Origin of the sequence: Kibdelosporangium banguiense (genome assembly GCF_017876405.1) — a bacterium.
Lineage (GTDB): Bacteria > Actinomycetota > Actinomycetes > Mycobacteriales > Pseudonocardiaceae > Kibdelosporangium > Kibdelosporangium banguiense.
Window position 1 is genome coordinate 2,292,749 of sequence record NZ_JAGINW010000001.1, and the last position, 17,655, is coordinate 2,310,403.

At 65.6% G+C, this 17,655-nt stretch carries 20 protein-coding genes and 2 tRNA genes; 6 read left to right on the forward strand and 16 right to left on the reverse strand.

The annotated features are described in order from the left end of the window. Positions 1 to 6: 6 nt before the first annotated feature. Entirely contained in the window at positions 7 to 276 is a 270-nt protein-coding gene (gene crgA, locus JOF56_RS10955) for a cell division protein CrgA (RefSeq protein WP_209636921.1), read from the forward strand. Between the two features lie 126 nt (positions 277 to 402). Continuing rightward, positions 403 to 813 carry a PH domain-containing protein gene (locus tag JOF56_RS10960; protein ID WP_209636923.1) on the forward strand — a complete coding sequence of 137 codons (411 nt, stop codon included), beginning with the start codon at positions 403 to 405 and terminating at the stop codon, positions 811 to 813. Here JOF56_RS10960 and JOF56_RS10965 read toward each other — a convergent pair. Beyond that, positions 802 to 1,701: a rhomboid family intramembrane serine protease gene (locus tag JOF56_RS10965; RefSeq protein ID WP_209636925.1), complete on the reverse strand. Its 900-nt coding sequence runs from the start codon at positions 1,699 to 1,701 to the stop codon at positions 802 to 804. The two genes, JOF56_RS10960 and JOF56_RS10965, sit on opposite strands and share 12 nt — an antisense overlap. Further along, on the reverse strand, positions 1,702 to 2,262 hold the full coding sequence (locus JOF56_RS10970) for a peptidylprolyl isomerase (protein ID WP_209648169.1): 561 nt from the start codon (positions 2,260 to 2,262) through the stop codon (positions 1,702 to 1,704). 90 nt (positions 2,263 to 2,352) lie between these two features. Here JOF56_RS10970 and JOF56_RS10975 point away from each other — a divergent pair, with 90 nt between their 5' ends. Then, positions 2,353 to 2,766 carry a hypothetical protein gene (locus tag JOF56_RS10975; RefSeq protein WP_209636927.1) on the forward strand — a complete coding sequence of 138 codons (414 nt, stop codon included), beginning with the start codon at positions 2,353 to 2,355 and terminating at the stop codon, positions 2,764 to 2,766. Between the two features lie 403 nt (positions 2,767 to 3,169). On the opposite strand, the gene JOF56_RS10980 is transcribed toward JOF56_RS10975, so the two are convergent. Further along, positions 3,170 to 3,709 carry a DUF2020 domain-containing protein gene (locus tag JOF56_RS10980; RefSeq protein WP_209636929.1) on the reverse strand — a complete coding sequence of 180 codons (540 nt, stop codon included), beginning with the start codon at positions 3,707 to 3,709 and terminating at the stop codon, positions 3,170 to 3,172. A gap of 120 nt (positions 3,710 to 3,829) precedes the next feature. Here JOF56_RS10980 and JOF56_RS10985 point away from each other — a divergent pair, with 120 nt between their 5' ends. Then, on the forward strand, positions 3,830 to 4,243 hold the full coding sequence (locus JOF56_RS10985; RefSeq protein WP_209636931.1) for a DoxX family protein: 414 nt from the start codon (positions 3,830 to 3,832) through the stop codon (positions 4,241 to 4,243). A gap of 34 nt (positions 4,244 to 4,277) precedes the next feature. On the opposite strand, the gene JOF56_RS10990 is transcribed toward JOF56_RS10985, so the two are convergent. Genes JOF56_RS10990 through JOF56_RS11000 form a run of 3 tightly spaced genes read right to left on the reverse strand, consistent with a single transcriptional unit; the run spans position 4,278 to position 6,518 of the window. After that, positions 4,278 to 4,967 carry a FadR/GntR family transcriptional regulator gene (locus JOF56_RS10990; RefSeq protein WP_307855033.1) on the reverse strand — a complete coding sequence of 230 codons (690 nt, stop codon included), beginning with the start codon at positions 4,965 to 4,967 and terminating at the stop codon, positions 4,278 to 4,280. Next, on the reverse strand, positions 4,964 to 5,656 hold the full coding sequence (locus JOF56_RS10995) for an IspD/TarI family cytidylyltransferase (protein WP_209636932.1): 693 nt from the start codon (positions 5,654 to 5,656) through the stop codon (positions 4,964 to 4,966). The genes JOF56_RS10990 and JOF56_RS10995 overlap by 4 nt, the downstream gene beginning before the upstream one ends. A gap of 10 nt (positions 5,657 to 5,666) precedes the next feature. Continuing rightward, positions 5,667 to 6,518, reverse strand: a complete 852-nt coding sequence (locus tag JOF56_RS11000; protein WP_209636934.1) for a LysR family transcriptional regulator — start codon at positions 6,516 to 6,518, stop codon at positions 5,667 to 5,669. Between the two features lie 69 nt (positions 6,519 to 6,587). Between JOF56_RS11000 and JOF56_RS11005 the strand changes: the two genes are divergently transcribed. Beyond that, positions 6,588 to 7,148 carry a hypothetical protein gene (locus tag JOF56_RS11005; protein ID WP_209636936.1) on the forward strand — a complete coding sequence of 187 codons (561 nt, stop codon included), beginning with the start codon at positions 6,588 to 6,590 and terminating at the stop codon, positions 7,146 to 7,148. Here JOF56_RS11005 and JOF56_RS11010 read toward each other — a convergent pair. Further along, entirely contained in the window at positions 7,093 to 7,602 is a 510-nt protein-coding gene (locus tag JOF56_RS11010) for an RNA 2'-phosphotransferase (RefSeq protein ID WP_307855034.1), read from the reverse strand. The two genes, JOF56_RS11005 and JOF56_RS11010, sit on opposite strands and share 56 nt — an antisense overlap. Positions 7,603 to 7,613: 11 nt before the next feature. Beyond that, positions 7,614 to 8,276 carry a lysophospholipid acyltransferase family protein gene (locus tag JOF56_RS11015; protein ID WP_307855035.1) on the reverse strand — a complete coding sequence of 221 codons (663 nt, stop codon included), beginning with the start codon at positions 8,274 to 8,276 and terminating at the stop codon, positions 7,614 to 7,616. Positions 8,277 to 8,402: 126 nt separating this feature from the next. Between JOF56_RS11015 and JOF56_RS11020 the strand changes: the two genes are divergently transcribed. Beyond that, positions 8,403 to 9,242, forward strand: a complete 840-nt coding sequence (locus tag JOF56_RS11020) for an SAM-dependent methyltransferase (RefSeq protein WP_209636938.1) — start codon at positions 8,403 to 8,405, stop codon at positions 9,240 to 9,242. Between the two features lie 181 nt (positions 9,243 to 9,423). Here the strand turns inward: JOF56_RS11020 and JOF56_RS11025 are convergent. The 8 genes from JOF56_RS11025 to recF all read right to left on the reverse strand — a co-directional run bounded on the left by JOF56_RS11025 (position 9,424) and on the right by recF (position 17,654). Further along, positions 9,424 to 9,496, reverse strand: a tRNA-Ala gene (locus JOF56_RS11025). Between the two features lie 62 nt (positions 9,497 to 9,558). Next, positions 9,559 to 9,699, reverse strand: a complete 141-nt coding sequence (locus tag JOF56_RS11030) for a DLW-39 family protein (protein ID WP_209636940.1) — start codon at positions 9,697 to 9,699, stop codon at positions 9,559 to 9,561. 197 nt (positions 9,700 to 9,896) lie between these two features. After that, positions 9,897 to 9,970: transfer RNA gene (locus JOF56_RS11035), tRNA-Ile, on the reverse strand. Positions 9,971 to 10,035: 65 nt separating this feature from the next. Next, positions 10,036 to 10,821, reverse strand: a complete 786-nt coding sequence (locus tag JOF56_RS11040) for a DUF3566 domain-containing protein (RefSeq protein WP_307855783.1) — start codon at positions 10,819 to 10,821, stop codon at positions 10,036 to 10,038. Positions 10,822 to 11,016: 195 nt separating this feature from the next. After that, positions 11,017 to 13,599: a DNA gyrase subunit A gene (gene gyrA / locus JOF56_RS11045; protein WP_209636942.1), complete on the reverse strand. Its 2,583-nt coding sequence runs from the start codon at positions 13,597 to 13,599 to the stop codon at positions 11,017 to 11,019. Positions 13,600 to 13,648: 49 nt separating this feature from the next. Next, the gene (gene gyrB, locus JOF56_RS11050) at positions 13,649 to 15,628 is read right to left on the reverse strand and encodes a DNA topoisomerase (ATP-hydrolyzing) subunit B (RefSeq protein ID WP_209636944.1); all 1,980 of its coding nucleotides are present in this window, start codon (positions 15,626 to 15,628) and stop codon (positions 13,649 to 13,651) included. A 177-nt stretch (positions 15,629 to 15,805) separates the two neighbouring features. Further along, a complete protein-coding gene (locus tag JOF56_RS11055; protein WP_245378233.1) occupies positions 15,806 to 16,306 on the reverse strand; it encodes a DciA family protein in 501 nt (166 codons plus the stop codon). 187 nt (positions 16,307 to 16,493) lie between these two features. Next, a complete protein-coding gene (gene recF, locus JOF56_RS11060; RefSeq protein ID WP_209636948.1) occupies positions 16,494 to 17,654 on the reverse strand; it encodes a DNA replication/repair protein RecF in 1,161 nt (386 codons plus the stop codon). Position 17,655 lies beyond the last annotated feature (1 nt).

The window sequence follows — 17,655 nt, forward strand, 5'->3', positions numbered from 1 at the left end:
GACACGATGCCCAAGTCCAAGGTTCGCAAGAAGAGCGTCTACACGGCGCCCAGCAGCGATCGCCGTACTCCGGTGAAAGTGCGTGGGGGCGGTCCGTCGCACCCGCTGTATATCGCCGTGATGCTCGGTGTGATGGTGATCGGCCTGGCGTGGCTGGTGGTCAACTACATCGCCGGGCAAAAGATCCCGTTCATGTCCGACCTGGGCAACTGGAACTTCGCGATCGGGTTCGCCCTGATGATCGGTGGTCTGCTGATGACCATGCGGTGGCGTTGATACCTGAAGTTCACCCGGTGGTGTGACGCTGGACTTCGGCCATTCAGCCCAGCGTCACTGAACCACAAGGATGTAACTCATCCCCAGTGTGGACAACTTCTGTGGATAAGTAGGACGCATCGTCACGTGACGTCACCAAAGGCACGCCTCGACTGGTCCACGCCACCCGCCTTGGTCGCCATCGGCTGGTTCGCGACCGTCGGCGCGGCGGTGTGGGCGGTTCTCAGCGACGACCTAGCCGGACGCGTCCTCGTCGCACTCGCTGCCCTGGTCGTGGCCCTGCTGGCACTCCACGGCACCCTCGCGCGGCCCCGCCTGACTGCCGACAGCAACGGCGTCACCCTGCGGCGGCTGACCAGCCGGCGACAGTGGACGTGGGCCGAGGTCAACGTCCGCGTGATCCGCACCAAACGACTCGGCCGCCAGGTCAGCACCCTCGAGCTCGACGCCGAGGACGATCTGGTCGTCCTCGGCTGGCTCGACCTCGGCACACCCCCGGAAGATGTGGCCGACGCATTGCGTGAGCTACGCACCTAGGCGATAGCAGTTCAGCCGCGGGTTGTACTCACAGGTGATGTTGCCGGCGAAGTCGCCATCCCGCACGAACACCAGAGCGACCAGGACCACCAACAGCCCCACCACGGTCGCGACCTGCACCTGAGTGCGGATCTTCGCCGGCGGATACAGCAGGCCGATGGCCACCAGCGCACCCGTGACCAGTCCACCGATGTGCCCCAGCCACGAGATCTGGGGGACGGTGAAGCTGAAGACGATGTTCAGCGCGATGATGCCCAGCGCCTGCCCGACCGGCAGCTTCAGCCGGAACACCGCCACCGCCATCGCGCCCATCAGGCCGAACACCGCACCTGACGCGCCCGCCGTCGCCGAGCTCATGCTGGAGAACAGGAACACCGCGGTGCTTCCGCCCAACAGCGCCACCAGATAGAGCGCGGCGAACCGGACCCGGCCCAGCAGCAGCTCCAGATCCCGGCCGATGATCCACAACGCGAACATGTTCATCAGCAGGTGGATCGGTCCGTAGTGCAGGAAGCCGGACGTGATCAGCCGCCACCACTCACCGGACGCGACCACCGGCGGCCACAGCACACCCATCTCGAACGAAATCGACGCACTGTTCGAGGTCAGGCTGCTCGCCTGCACCGCGTTCAACACGAAGTAGCCGACGTTCAGCAGCACCAGAATCGGCACCACCACCGGCTTCGTGTTCGTGGTCACCTGTGCGCCCGCGACCGTCGTCGCCTGACGCTGCGTGCGCCTGCCCTCGTTCACACAGTCGACGCACTGGTAGCCGACCGACGCCTCACGCAGACACTCCGGACAAGCCGGACGCTCACACCGGACACACCGCAGTCCCGTCGGCCGGTCCGGATGCCGGACACAGGCCGGTTGCTCAGGAGAAGTCACTCAGCCCCGCTCGATGACCACGCGGTTGACCACAACATCCTCCACCGGGCGGTCCTGGCCCGCGGTCCTGACGTGCGAGATGGCATCGACCACGTTGCGTGAGTCCTGGTCGGCGACCTCACCGAAGATGGTGTGCTTGAAATTCAGGTGTGGCGTCGGCTTGAGCGTGATGAAGAACTGTGAGCCGTTGGTGTTCGGCCGGTTGATGTTCGCCATGGCCAGCAGATAAGGCTTGTTGAACTGCAGTTCCGCGGTGAACTCGTCCGGCACGGTGAAACCCGGGCCGCCCCGCCCGGTGCCGGTCGGGTCACCCGCCTGGATCATGAAACCCTCGATGACACGGTGGAACAACGTGCCGTCGTAGTACGGGCCGTCGGTGCCGCCTTGTGCGTTCTGCGGCGAGTACTCTTTCGTGCCCTCCGCGAGCCCGACAAAGCTCTTCACCGTCTTCGGTGCGTAGTCGGGGAAGAGGTCCAGCTTGATGTCACCCTGTGAGGTGTGCAGTGTCGCTGTCACCTTGATCCCGACGAGTGATTCGTTGCTGTCTGCCACACCTGCAATCGTGCCATCGAAGAGCGCGGACGGTTCGGAAGGGGCAGGATGGGGAACCTGTCTATTAACTGTTGACAAACATGGGTTGAGGTGAGGGCAATGACTCGGGCCCCAGAGGCGGTGGACAAGGCCGTCGACGCGGTCCGCCGTGCGGAGCACAAACTGGTCGAGAGCGCCGCGGAAGTGGCGACCAAGACCCGCCGCACCCGCCGCAAACTGGTCAAGAAGGCGAAGGCCGGCAGAAAAGACCTGGCCAAGAACGCGAAGAAGGCGAAGACCGCGGCCCAGCACCTGGCCGGCGCCGAGCCCAGGCGCAGGCGCCGCTGGCCCTGGCTGATCGCACTGGCAGCGGCCGCGGCAGGCACAGCGGTGGTGATCCGCTCCAAGAGCGCCACCCAGTCCGGCGAGGTCTTCACCCCGGAGCCCCGCTCCGAAGACGACCAGCCAGAAACAAAGTCGCAGGAAAACGGCCGCCCCCAACCGGCCAAACCCGCTTCCCGGCCCAAGCAGTGATCAAAGCCCCCACGGCAGCCGGCCCACCCCGAGCCGGCTGCCCGGGGCTTTCACGCCTTCGCACAGACATTCCCCCACCCGAGTGACGCTGAGCCCGTCCATGCCCTCCCCACCTCACAAATCCGTACGAACGGCTCCACTCGCAAATCTCGTTATCCACAACCTCTCTCAAACCCCCAGCTCACCGCCCATCCCTTGTAGACTGGAGCAGGGCCGCCCCCCAGTGGCGGGTGGGGGCCGTTCTCTTGCGGAGGGGTGCCAGGGAGCAGCAGCAGCGGGTGGGACGAGGTCAGGTTTCGCTTGCTGAGGACTTCCTGCGGATGCTTCGGCCCACGGGGGCAAGTACGCAACCACGGCTTACCGCGCCCAAAGCTGAGATCTGGTCGCGGGCCAAGAAGCCCTGTCAGAGGGCGAGGGTTGTGATGGTTTTCTCGGCTACGCGGCGGGCTTTGATTGATTGGGCCTGGTTTGTGGTGACGATGACGGCGGTGCCTTCTTTGGCGACCGCGTAGACGGAGCCTTTTTCGGCGCCGAGGGCGCCGCCTTTCCAGCCTGGTGGGGAGGTGGCTGGGTTGGATGTGTCGATGGGGGCGGCTTGGTCGACGGCGGCTTTGGCTTGTTTGGCGTCGCCGACGAAGACGCGGACGGTGAGCTGGATGTTGCCGTCGGCGCGGTAGAAGAAGCAGGCGGGGTGGGGTTTGTCCGCGGAGATGCGGACCTTGGTGGCGCGCTGGCCGTTGGCCTCGGCGACGAAGGCGCTCTCCAGGTAGGGGCAGGGGCCGTCGGCCACGGGTTCCGGTGCTGGGGGCGGGCCTTGCGGCGTGGTCGTGGGCGGAGCGCTGGGCCGGCTGACCGGAGTGGGGGCGGCCGCGTTCGACGGCGAAGCCGGTGAGCATCCGGCCAGGCAGCACACCAGGAGCAGGGCTGAAGTCAGTCGCTTCATAGGTCCGCCAGTCAACCAGAGTCCATCCGAGTGAGTTCCGTGTCCCTGGCTGAACCATCTCGGCGCGCCCGGCGTACCAGCAGTCACCTTTGCTGATCCTGCATATGTGAGGGGTAGAAGATGGATGGGATCTTGAGGCGCAGGGAGGACCTGCTCTCTTTGTTCCGGATCGTGGTCGGGCTTCTGTTCGTCAGCCACGGTGCGGCGAAGTTGTTCGGCGCTTTCGGTGGTAGGACGGTCACGTTCGGGGCGTGGCCGTCGTGGTACGCGGCTGTAATCGAGCTTGTCGCCGGTGGTGCCGTCCTGCTCGGGGTCGGGACGCGTGTCGCGGCGGTGCTCTGTTCCGGGGAGATGGCGTACGCGTACTTCTTCAGCCATCAGTCGAAGGCGTTGTGGCCCATCGAGAACGGCGGCGAACTGGCGGCGATCTACTGCTGGGCGTTCCTGCTGATCGCGTTCTTCGGGCCGGGACCGTGGACGGTTTCCCGGCTGTGGCAACGGCGACGGCAACCAGCGGAAGCCATCGCCGGCTGACGGAGGCCCTGAGTCCTGCCAGCGCCGCCAGGGCTCAGGTTTCCAGCATACGATCCAGCTCGGCAGCCGTGTCGAGCACAATGCACCGGGAAACCCGTTCTGCCTCACCGGAATTTCCTGCGGCGACAGCTTCGGCCACCTGGGCGTGCCAGTCCAGCGCGGTTGCCCGAAGATCCGGTAGTTCAGCCCGGCCGTGCAGCACCTGGCCTGTCACCTCGCCGACTTGCACGAACAATCCGTTGCCTGACGCGAGGAACACCAATCTGTGGAACGCGACATCGGCGTCCACGAAGCCGGGTAAGTCGCCGGCGACAGCTTGTTTGCGCATCAAGTCGGCTAATCGCAGCAGTTCGGTGCACTGTTCGGTGGTCGCGGCCGTGGCGGCCAGGCCGGCCGCGGCCGGTTCGACCGCGGCACGCAACTGCGACAACTGTTTGAGCAGTTCCCGGCGGTCGGCGCCGGCCAGACGCCAGCGGATCAGCTGCGGGTCGAAGAGATTCCATTCGGCGACCGGCAGCACGATCATGCCGATCTTCGGCCGGCTGCGCACCATTCGCAGGGCTTCGAGTACACGGACCGCTTCGCGCCCAACGGTTCTCGACACGCCGTACTTCGCGGTCAACTCGTCGAGCCGGAGGACCGTTCCGCTCGGGTACTGGCCCGAGGTGAGCGCAAGACCAAGTGAGTCGAGCAGATGCGCGTGCAGTGTCCTGGCCGACGTCACTTCGACTCCAGGATCCGTTCGGCGACAACCAGATCATGGCCGAACGTGATCTTGAGGTTACGTTGTTCGCCGGGGACCCAGTGCACTTCGATGTCGGTGAACCGCTCGATGCACGACGCGGTGTCCGTCCCCGCAAATCCTTCCGCAGCAGCCTGTTCGTACGCGGCGAGCAGCGGTGCGGCGAGAAACCCTTGCGGCGTCTGGACTGCGACCAGATCGTCGGAGATCGGCCAGACGTGGCCGTCGGCCGAGAGCGCGAGATCTTCGCTCAACAGCCCGGGAATCGCCCCACCATGCTCCCTGGCCGTGTGCAGGACCGCGGCGACAAGTTCGGGACTGACCAAGGGACGCGCGCCGTCGTGGATCAGGACTGTGTCGATCTCACCGGAGTTGATGCGGCCGGCCAGCTGCCGGAGCGCGGCGAGTTCCGATGTCTGCCGCGAGTCGCCGCCGGACACCACCTCGACGTCGATGCCGTCGACCACTTCGGTCACGAACTCGACATCCTGTGGGCGGGTCACGAGCACGACCACACCGATGTCCGGGTTGCCGGCGAGCGCCTCCAGCGACCAGCGCAACACCGGTCGCCCGGCGATCGGCAGGTAGACCTTGTTGATCTCGCGACCAACCCGGGAACCGGAACCACCTGCCAAGACCACACCGGCCGCTTGAGTCACGCGCACGATCATCCTCGTTGTTTCACGTTGAACCAAGCGACCGCCGGATCTCGTCCAACATTCGAGCTACCCGCTGGTCAGCCAACGCGCCGCGCCGGTACAACGCGTAGTACGAAACGGGCGGCAGGTCGACGATCGGGATCATCGGCAGGTCACATCGCACGCAGCCGTTGACCACCGCGGCGCCGACACCCAGCTCGACGAAGTTCACCATCATCGGCCAGCCGCCGGCCTCGACCGCGACCTCCCATTCGATACCTGCCGCCGCACGCATCCGCTCCAGCATCAGCCTGGACGGGTGACCGGGCAACGGCATCACCATCTGCATCCCGTCCAGGTCAGCTGCCCGGACCTCGTCGTACTCGGCCAGCGGATGGTCCCTCTGCACGACCAGCGTCTGCGGGAAGGTGACGAGCGGGACTGTGTCCAGCCCTTCCGGCAGGTCTTCCAGCACGGTGACACCGAGCTGGGCCTGACCGTCTCTGAGCTGCGCGATCGTGTCCGTCCGGGAGCCGGCCAGCAGTCTCAACCGGGTGGATTCACGCGCGATCACGTCGTTGAGCAGGTACATGTACGCGCCCTGCCCCGCCGTGAGAACAACCCGCCGGTCGCGATGCTCGCCTTCCAGCTCGGCCAGGAACTGCTCGAGGTGCTCCGCACGCTCCCTGGCGAATCGGGCGACTGCCTCACCATCAGCGGTCAGTACGAGCTTGCGCCCTTGCCTCATGTACAACGGGCGGCCGACCGCCTCAGCCAGCTTGCGCACTTTCACGTGCAACGCCGGCTGGGAGATGTGCAGCTCAGCGGCAGCGGTCGTGAAGTTGAGCCGTTCGGCGAACACCAGGAACGACGGCAACGACTCAGCAGGAAACATAACCATAAACTATAGTGCTGAGCGACTTTATAGTTCAGATTTAGCTGTCCCGGCGCCACCCTGGAGATCATGAAGAAAGGCAAAGACCTCTTGGCGGCGCTGCAGCCAAGACTCGGCATCGACTTCGGCCGAGTGATCAACGACGCGTCGGCCCATCCGGATGGCGACGACACGGCGTTCCTCAGTGGAGGGTTCGAGACAGCGATGCGGACACCGGCGATGCCCGGCGCGTTCGAGTCCATCGCGCGACTGACCAAACTGTTCGGCGGTCACGTGTGGATAGTGTCGAAGTGCGGCGAACGGATCGAGGAACGCACACAGCAATGGCTGGTGCACAACGACTTCTGGAACAAGACCGGAATGTCTCCTGCCAATGCCCGGTTCTGCCGCAAACGTCCGGACAAAGTCGTGCACTGCAAGCGACTCGGCATCACGCACTTCGTGGACGACCGGCGTGACGTGCTCGGCCACATGCGTGGCGAGGTCGATCATCTCTACCTGTTCGGCCCGCAGAAGTTCGCGGCACCGGACTGGGTCACGGCCACGCCGACTTGGCGTGACGTGGAACTGGCCGTCATTGAAGGAACCGCGGTGGCACCTCGGCCACCAGCCACACTCCGTTGTCACTGAGCCGGAACTCGTGTCCGGCCTGGTGCATCGCTTCTGCCTGCACGGTAAGGACAACCGGCTTTCCCCGGCGGGACCCCACCCGGCGCGCGGTGTCCACATCAGACGACAAGTGGACGTCGTGCCGCCCCATCGGCTTGAGCCCGTCGGCCCGGATGGCATCCAGGTTCGCCGCCACAGTCCCGTGATACAGGACCTCCGGCGGCCGCTGGACGGTCAGCCCCAGGGCCACACGGACCGTGTGGCCCTGGTTCGCGCGGATCCTGTTGCCGTCCAAAGCAAAACGCTGTTTGTCGCTACTCGCCACGACATGTTCCAGCTCGTCACGGGTAAGCACGATCCCATGCCGCCCACATGCGGCAAGGACCTCGTCGACATCGACCCAGCCGCCGGCATCGAGCGTCAGCCCGATGTCGCCAGGCCGGTGCCGCAGGTGCCTGGACAGAAACTTCGACACCCGGACGACATTCACATCCGGATCTCTTTCAGCAGGTCACGGACCCGCTCCATGATCACCTCGGTGACTTCCCGCAGCAGCTCGGCGTCGACCTCGCGCTGTTTGTAGGCGCTCAAGTCCAGCGGCTCACCGACAAGCATCGTCACCGGCTTACGCGGAAACGGCCGGAACCTGCGGCGCCTGCTGTCGAAGATCTCCCGGGTTCCCCACCGCGCGGCGGGAATCACCGGCACATCGTTGGCCAGCGCCAGCCTCGCGACACCGGTTCGAGTGTCGTTCGGCCATCCGTCGAGGTCCTGTGTCAGCGTTCCCTCGGGATAAATCACCACGACCTTGCCGTCGGCGAGGGCGGCATGCGCGCCACGCAAGCTGTCCCCGGCTTTCGACGTTCCCCGGAACACCGGAATCTGCCCGGCTCCATCCAGCACCCGGCTGAGCAACGGAACGTTCCACAACGTGTGTTTCGTGAAGAACCGCGGCACCCGGCCCTGCTGGTGCACGTAGATCGCGTCGACGATCGGATCGATGTACGACGGGTGGTTCAGGACGAGCAAAGCCCCGCCCTGCCTGGGCAGATGCTCCATCCCGCGAACCCGGCGGCGAGCCACCAGCCAGGTGAACGGGTAGAAGAAGGCAGCGAACAGCCCGACCCAGAACCCGCCCCGCTCCCGCACACAGCAACCCTACCTGGCGATCCGCCAACACAGCTGCCCCGAACGGGATAACAGAAGTAAGGTCCCCCACCACAGCGAGAGCCGTAAACTGAGCGCTGCCGAGTTGGGGATATCCGAGGGACGGGAATGACCGAAGGCGAGGGCACGCCGGCCGACCGGTGGAAGGGACGCCGGTTCGACCCGTCCAAGCCGAGCATCAGCCGGGTTTACGACGCGCTGCTCGGCGGCAAGGAGAACTTCCAGGCGGATCGAGACGTGCGGGACAAGCTGGTCACGGTCGACGCCGACGTGGGCCAGGCCACCCGCGATCTGCACGAGTTCCTGCTCCGCGCGACCAGGTTCCTGGCCAGGGAAGCCGGTGTCACGCAGTTCCTGATGTGCGGCCTGAACTTCCCGGCCAAGGAAAACCTGCACGAAGTAGCACTACGCGCCAACCGATCGTCCTCGGTCGTCTACGTCGCTCGCGACCCAGCGGTGCTTGCGCACGGCCGCGCTTTGCTGGCCGACAACGACCAGACTCACATGGCCGACGCCCACTACCGCTTCCCACGCCAGGTGATCGAGCACCCGACAGTGGTCAAGCACATCGACTTCACCCAGCCGGTAGCCCTCTATCAGCCGGGAACCATGCGCTACCTCTCCGACGAGCTGAACCCGATCGGGATCATGGCGGAGTACATCGAAGCGCTGCCCTCAGGCTCCTACGTGATCCTGGCCCACCTGGTCGACCCAGGCCCCGGCCACGAACTCTACGAAGTAGCGATGCAAACCCGCCAGATAGCCGCGGACAACAACCTGGGCCAGCACTTCCGCACCCGCGACCAAATCCTCGCAATGCTCAACGGCCTGGACATCCTCGACCCAGGCCTAGTTCCCCTGGCAACCTGGTGGCCAGACGGCCCCCGCCTAAACCCCCTAGCCCCCCTCCAACGCCTAGCCCTAGGCGCCGTCGCCCACAAGCCTTAGACCCACCCCACCAACACAAAAACCCGGGCCACAGCCCGGGTTGCAAAGTTACTGCTACTAAAGCCCCAAAGCGCTGGTACACAAGCCAAAGGCACCGTGGGGGGCTTGGGGGCTCGGCCCCCCAAAATAATGACGCTCGACCTGGCTCGCGCGTTCCGCGAGCACACGTCTCCTGAGAGGGTGGAGACGAGGGGAATCGAACCCCTAACCCCTGCCTTGCAAAGGCAGTGCTCTGCCAATTGAGCTACGTCCCCGAGTGGGACACCTGGTGAGGTGGCCCGCTGTCTGGTCCGAGGCGGGCCACCGCCAAGGGGTGTTACTTGGCTGCGGCGCCGTTGTTGGCGGCGGGCGCGGTGGCCTCGCGCCAAAGGTCGGCCTCGGCCTTCGCGGAACGGCTCCGCCGCACCACCAGGAAGATGGCACCAGCAACAGCCGCAAGTCCGAGAAGCTTCTTCACGTCAGGCCTCCTTCAGGCACATGCTCTATATCCCCAGTCGCCCCCACCCTACGCGACCCTCAAGCCCTACAGCCACCTCGGCCAGAGAGCGCGAAGCGCGATACTTTTCCTGGGGGGTTTGGGGGGCTGGGCCCCCCAATGTCATGACGATCGATGAGGGCTTGCGGTAACGCAAGCACACCTCATCCAATCGATCGTGGGCCCAGGAGGACTTGAACCTCCGACCTCTTCGTTATCAGCGAAGCGCTCTAACCGCCTGAGCTATGGGCCCTTGGGGGAACGACGAGAAGATTACAACACCCGCTCGGGCTCCCCAAAACCGGTATCCCTTTCTGGCTACTCCCGCTCTGCCAGGGTCACTTCGAGGCCTCCGGCGAGGTCCGCGGAGACGTTGTAGACGAACGATCCGACCGTGGCCAAAGCGCTGAACAGCACGATGTTCACCGCGCCGATGATCGCCGCGACACCGAACACGCGGCCCGCACTGATCAACGGTTCGGCTGTGCCGTTGGCGTTGTTCTGGAACAGCTCGTTGGCCGTTCCGTTGACCTTGTCCCACACGCCCATGCCGTCGAGCACGGCGTAGAGCACGCCGACTGCGACCAGCCAGACGAAGAACAGGGCGACGCCGAGCACGAGTGAGAGCTTCAACACTGACCACGGGTCGAAGCGCTTGATCTGCAGGTTGGCACGACGCGGCCCACGGCCTGGCCGACGCAACGCACTGGGCGGTGCCGCACCTGGACGCTGGGCGGCACCGGCCATGCCTGGCGCGGCGGTGGCTGTGCTGCCGAGGTTCACCGTCGTACGGGCCGGCGCGCCCGCCATGGGCTGCGGTCCGGTCTGGTGCAGCCCGACTGGCGGGTATTCGCCGAGCGCCCGTGGCGCCGCCGTCCCGGTCACGACCGGGCGGGGGACGCTCACGGTGACCTCGTCGACCAGGCTCGGCCTGGTCTTCGCCTCGACCGGGGCAGGCTCCGGGTCCGCCGCCAGCGGCTCCGGAGTCTCCTCGGGCTTCTGGTCCACGTACTGGGCGTCGGTGGTGACGCGCTGCCAGGGCGGCGGCACGTTGGTCGTGTCTTCCTCGGCGACCGCGGGCTTCTCGGCCAGCACCGGCTTGATGACGGTCTCGGTCTTCTCACCCTGCCCGTTGGTGGACGGCTTCTCCGGCTTCTCGACCGGCTCGGAACGGCTCGCTGTGGAGATGGTGGAAGTCCGGTCGACGTCCACTTCCTGCGTCTTGTCCGTTCCTCGACCGTCCTGGGTCTCGGGGGGTGTCACGAGCTGATCCTCGTCTCCTCGTCGGCGGTTCCCGATCTAGTCTGCGGGCTGTTCGTTTGACGCGCCGGATGGGTCTGTGGTTGTCTCGCCATCGATTTCCGCCGCGCCTTGCTCAGCCTCGGCGACGACTTCGCCCTCGATCACCGCTTCGGCGTCGGAGGCGACCTCGGCGCTGCGCGCGATCGCCACCAGCAGGGTGCCCTCGCCGATGTTCATCAACCGGACGCCCTTGGTCTGCCGGCCCGCCTTGCGGACCTCCCCCGCCGAGGTCCTGATCACACCGCCGGCCGAGGTGATGGCGTAGAGCTCGTCGTCGGCTTCGACGATGAGCGCTCCCACCAGCCTGCCACGCCTGCTGTCGTGCTGGATGGTCAACACACCCTTGCCGCCGCGGCCCTGCACCGAGTAATCCTCGATCGGCGTGCGCTTGGCGTAGCCGCCGTCGGTGGCGACCAGTACGAATGTGCCTTCCCTCACAACTCCGAGGGTGAGCAGCTCGTCACCGGAATTGAACCGCATACCGAGCACACCGGACGTGGCCCGGCCCATCGGGCGCAACGCCTCGTCGCTGGCGTGGAACCGGATGGACTGGCCGCCTGCCGAGACCAGCAGCAGGTCGTCGTCGGCCGAGCAGAGCACGGCGCCGACCAGTTCGTCCCCTTCACGCAGGTTGATGCCGATCAGGCCACCGCTGCGGTTGGAGTCGAAGTCCGACAGCTTGCTCTTCTTGACCAGGCCGTCCTTGGTCGCGAGCACGAGGTACGGCGCGACTTCGTAGTCCTTGATCTGGATGACCTGGGCTATGTGCTCCTCCGGCTGGAACGCCAGGAGGTTGGCCACGTGCTGGCCGCGCGCGTTGCGGCTCGCCTCGGGCAGCTCGTACGCCTTGGCCCGGTAGACCCGGCCCTTGTTGGTGAAGAACAGGATCCAGTCGTGCGTGGAGCACACGAAGAAGTGCGCCACGATGTCGTCCTGCTTCAGGCCTGCGCCCTGCACACCCTTGCCGCCACGCTTCTGCGCGCGGTACAGATCTGTCTTGGTGCGCTTCGCGTAACCGGTTCGGGTGATCGTGACGACGACGTCCTCGACCGCGATCAGGTCCTCGACCGAGACGTCGCCGTCGAACGGGATGATCCGGGTACGCCGGTCGTCGCCGTACTTGTCGACGATCTCCATCAGCTCGTCGCGCACGATGGCGCGCTGGCGCTCCGGCTTCTCCAGGATGTCCTGCAGGTCGGCGATGTAGCGCTCGATCTCGGCCAGCTCGTCGATGATCTTCTGACGTTCCATCGCCGACAGCCGGCGCAGCTGCAGGTCGAGGATGGCGGTCGCCTGGATCTCGTCGATGTCCAGCAGCGCGATCAGGCCGTTGCGGGCCTCCTCTGTGGACTGCGACCGCCGGATCAGGGCGATCACCTCGTCCAGCATGTCCAGCGCCTTGACGTAACCACGCAGGATGTGGGCGCGTTCCTCGGCCTTGCGCAGGCGGAACCGCGTACGCCGGACGATGACCTCGACCTGGTGCTTGACGTAGTGCCGGACGATCTGGTCAAGGCGCAGCGTGCGCGGCACGCCGTCGACCAGCGCCAGCATGTTGACGCCGAAGTTGTGCTGCAACTGGGTGTGCTTGTACAGGTTGTTCAGCACGACCTTGGCGACCGCGTCACGCTTGAGCGTGATCACGATCCGCATACCGCTGCGCTTGTTGGACTCGTCGGCGATCTCCGAGATGCCCAGAACCTTGCCGTCGCGAACAAGCGCGGCCATGTTCTCGATCAGGTTGTCCGGGTTGACCTGATACGGAAGTTCAGTGACAACAAGGATCGTGCGGCCCTTGGCGTCCTCTTCCACCTCAACGACCGAGCGCATCCGCACCGAGCCGCGGCCGGTCCGGTACGCGTCCTCGATGCCCGAGGTGCCGAGAATCTGACCGTACGTGGGGAAGTCCGGTCCCTTGATCCGCGTCATCAACGCGGCCAAGGTCTCCTCGTCGGAGGCCTCCCAGTTCTCCAGCGCCCACACGACACCGTCGGCGACTTCACGGAGGTTGTGCGGCGGGATGTTGGTCGCCATCCCGACCGCGATACCGGAGCTGCCGTTGATCAGCAGGTTCGGCACACGCGACGGCAGGACAACGGGTTCCTGCGTCCGGCCGTCGTAGTTGTCGCGGAAGTCGACAGTGTCTTCTTCGATGTCGGCCAGCATGTGCATGGCCAACGGCGTCAACCGGGCTTCGGTGTAACGCATCGCGGCTGCTGGATCGTTGCCCGGGGAACCGAAGTTGCCCTGGCCGTCGACCAGTGGGTAGCGCAACGCCCAGCCCTGGGCCAGGCGGACCAGGGTGTCGTAGATCGCCGAGTCACCGTGCGGGTGATAGTTGCCCATCACGTCGCCGACGACACGCGAGCACTTGACGTACCCGCGGTCCGGCCGGAAACCGGAGTCGTACATCGAGTACAGAACTCGGACGTGCACCGGCTTGAGGCCGTCTCGCACGTCCGGCAGTGCCCGGCCCACGATCACGCTCATCGCGTAGTCGATGTAGGAGCGCTGCATCTCGTGCTGGATGTCGACCGGCTCGGTGCGGTCGCCTTCCGGCGGCAGAGTCGTCTCTGTCACGGTTCTTCTTTCGTCTGGCTACCCGGCAGAAAAGTCTACTGTGGACGGATCAGACGTCCAGGAAACGAACGTCCTTGGCGTTGCGGGTGATGAACGAGCGGCGCGCTTCGACGTCCTCGCCCATCAGGACGCTGAACAGTTCGTCGGCGGTGGCCGCGTCGTCCAGGGTGACGTGGCCGAGCACCCGGTTGGCCGGGTCCATTGTGGTCTCCCACAGCTCGTCGGCGTTCATCTCGCCGAGACCCTTGTACCGCTGGATGTTGTCGTCCTTGCCGAGCTTCTTGCCGTTGGCCAGGCCCTGCTCGATCAGCCCGTCGCGCTCACGGTCGGAGTAGGCGAACTCGGGCTCGACACCACGCTGCCACTTGATCTTGTAGAGCGGCGGCTGCGCGAGGTACACGTGGCCGGCCTCGACCAGCGGGCGCATGAACCGGAACAGCAGCGTCAGCAACAGCGTCCGGATGTGCTGGCCGTCCACGTCGGCGTCGGCCATCAGCACGATCTTGTGGTATCGCAGCTTGGCCAGGTCGAACTCGTCGTAGATCCCGGTACCCAGTGCCGTGATCAGGCTCTGGACCTCGGTGTTCTTGAGCACCCGGTCGATCCGGGCCTTCTCCACGTTGATGATCTTGCCTCGGATCGGCAGGATCGCCTGGAACTTCGAGTCGCGGCCTTCCTTGGCCGAGCCACCCGCGGAGTCACCCTCCACGATGTAGAGCTCGCACTCCTCCGGGTTGGTGGAGCGGCAGTCCTTCAGCTTGCCGGGCAGGCCACCGATGTCCAGCGCACCCTTGCGGCGAACGAGTTCCTTGGCCTTGCGGGCCGCGATCCGGGCCTGCGCGGAGGAGACCGCCTTGGTGACGATCGTCTTCGCCTCGGCCGGGTTGGCCTCGAACCAGTGCTGCAAGTGCTCGTTGCAGGTGGTCTGCACGAAGGTCTTGGCCTCGGTGTTGCCCAGCTTCTGCTTGGTCTGGCCTTCGAACTGCGGCTCGGCCAGCTTGATCGACACGATCGCGGCGAGACCTTCACGGACGTCCTCACCCGTGAGGTTCTGGTCCTTCTCCTTGAGCAGCTTCTTGTCGCGCGCGTACACGTTCACGACACGGGTCAGCGCCGCACGGAAGCCTTCCTCGTGTGTACCGCCTTCCGGCGTGTTGATCGTGTTGGCGAAGGTGTAGACCGACTCGGAGTAGCCGGTGTTCCACTGCATCGCGATCTCGACTTCGAGCCCGGTGCCCTTCGCCTCGAACGCGATGACCGACTTGTGGATCGACTCGCGCGCGTGGTTGATGTGCTTGACGAAGTCCTCGAGACCGCCCGGGTAGTGGTAGGTCCGCTCCTTGATCCGCGCGGCCTGGCCCTCGGCGTCCTCCTGCGCCTCCTCCTCGGAGACGCGCTCGTCACGTAGCACGATCGTGAGGCCCTTGTTCAGGAATGCCATTTCCTGAAGGCGGCGGGCGACAGTCTCGGCGTTGTACGTCGTGGTCTCGAAGATCTTGGGGTCGGCCCAGAAGGTGATCGACGTACTGGTGGTCTCCGTCGCCTCGCCCTGCGCGACCGGCGCGACCGGTTCGGAGTCGCGATAGCTCTGCTGCCATACATGGCCGTCGCGCTGGACGACGACATCGAGGCGCGTGGACAGCGCGTTCACCACGGAGATACCGACGCCGTGCAGACCGCCGGACACCGCGTAGCTGTCGCTGTCGAACTTGCCGCCCGCATGCAGCACGGTCATAACGACCTCGAGCGCGGACCGCTTCTCCTCCGGCTGCTCGGCGACCGGGATGCCACGGCCGTCGTCGTCGACGCGGACGCCACCGTCGGCGAGCAGCGTGACCTCGACCTTGGTGGCGTAGCCGGCCATCGCCTCGTCGACGGAGTTGTCCACGACCTCCCAGATCAGATGGTGCAGGCCACGCTCACCCGTTGAGCCGATGTACATACCTGGCCGGAGCCGGACGGCTTCGAGTCCCTTGAGCACGGAAATGGACTCGGCGCCGTAACTCTTACCGTTCTCATTGGCTGTCACGGGCGTGGGTTCTCCTCGTCTCGCCGAGGCCTGGACGGGCCTGTCGCTGATCCCCTCTACATCTTACTGGTCGAGCCCGCCAGAACTGCCCTTAGGACACCTCTAGATTGCTCACAGACGTCATACCGTGAACTTCGCCGGGTGCGACCGGCCGAAAGACGGGTTCAGACGCTCAGGTTAGCCGTAAGTGTCGCGGGGTCCACGGCCGGATACATGCCTCGGGCCGTAGCGCCAACTCGGCGCCGCGGGCCCATGCACCTTGAGCCGTTTCACCACGCCGTTGCCGACGCCTTTGGCGATCTTGGCCAGCAACTGGCGCTGCAGCAACCGCAACTGGGTCGCCCATGCGGTTGATGATGCCTGCACGGTGAGTTCACCGTCGCGCAGCTGCAACGGAGTCGCATGCTCGGCGATCTCCGCTCCCACGATCGCGGTCCAGCGGCCGAACACCTCCCCGTGCGCCAGCTGTTCGGACCACCCACGGTCAGCTGCGATTTTACCCAGAATCGCGCCGAATTTCTGCGGATCCCGGCTGTCGGCGCCGGCTGCGGACCAGCGGCGGCGCTTGCGTGATCCAGTGTGCGGGGCACGGCCCTTGGGGTTGTTGCGACGCTCCCTGGTGCCCGCGGCGTCCTTGGCGGCCTGCAGAGCGGCCCGGGCGAGGTCCGAGCCTCGCAACTCACGGTCACCTACTGCAGGACGGTCTTGATCGCCATCACTCGATAGAGCGGTCTCCGTGGGCGAAATGTCCAGGTTTGGGCCATTCGAACCGCGCGCGGTCACCGTGTTATCCACACTATCCACAGAGTTGTCCCCAGATGTGGGACGTGTCACACCACTCGGGGTGATCTTTGATCGCTCTTCGTCATCCCGCACGGCGTACCTCCCCGTCCGCCACCGAGAACCGTGTCCCGGCCAACTCGCCGGGCACATCCTCCTCCACCGCAGCCGTGATCAGGACCTGTTCGGCCTGAGCCGCCACTTCGGCGAGTCGCGCCCGCCGCCGCCGGTCCAGTTCGGCGAAGACATCGTCCAGCACGAGTACCGGCTCGGCGCCTTCGGCCCGAAGCAGTTCATACGCGGCCAAGCGCAACGCGAGCGCAAACGACCATGACTCGCCGTGACTCGCGTATCCCTTCGCGGGTGCTTCGCCCAGGTTGAGCTCAAGCTCGTCTCGGTGCGGACCGATCAGGCTGACTCCTCGTTCCAATTCCTGAGACCGGTTCGCCACCATGGCCGCGAGCAGCGCGTCCTGGACGACTTCGGGATCAGCCCGCGGACCGTCCGGCACGCCGTACCCCGGTTCGAGGCTGTCGCCGACCGAAGACCGGTACCCAACCGAGGCGTTCAGCGTCTTGTCACTACCCGCAACCCCCGCGTACGCGGCTACCACATAAGGAGCGAGGTCGGCAACGAGATCGAGCCGCGCGGCAAGAAGCTGCCCACCGTGCGTCGCCAAATGCCCGTCCCACACATCAAGCGTCGCGATGTCGCCCTTCGAACCCGCACGACGCGCGGCACCCGACGACTTGAGCAACGCGTTCCGTTGCCGCAGCACCCTTTCGTAGTCACTGCGCACCCCGGCGTACCTCGGCGTGCGCAACACAAGAAGGTCGTCGAGAAAACGCCGGCGCTCGCCAGGGTCGCCACGCACCAACGCCAAGTCCTCCGGCGCGAACAAGACTGTGCGCAGAATCCCGAGCACATCACGCGGACGCGGCACCGGCCCCCGGTTCACGCGCGCACGATTCGCCTTGCCCGACGTGATCTCGAGTTCGATTGTGAGCTCGCGGCCGTCGTTGACGACCGCGGTGCGCACGACCGCACGCGAAGCACCATGCCGGATCATCGGCGCGTCCGTCGCGACCCGGTGCGAGCCAAGCGTTGCGGTGTAACCGATCGCTTCGACCAAGTTGGTCTTGCCCTGGCCGTTGGCACCGACGATCACGCACGGCCCAGGTTCGAAAGTCAGGTCGGCCTGCTCCCACGACCGGAAGTCGACGACCTGTAACTGCCTGACGTACACC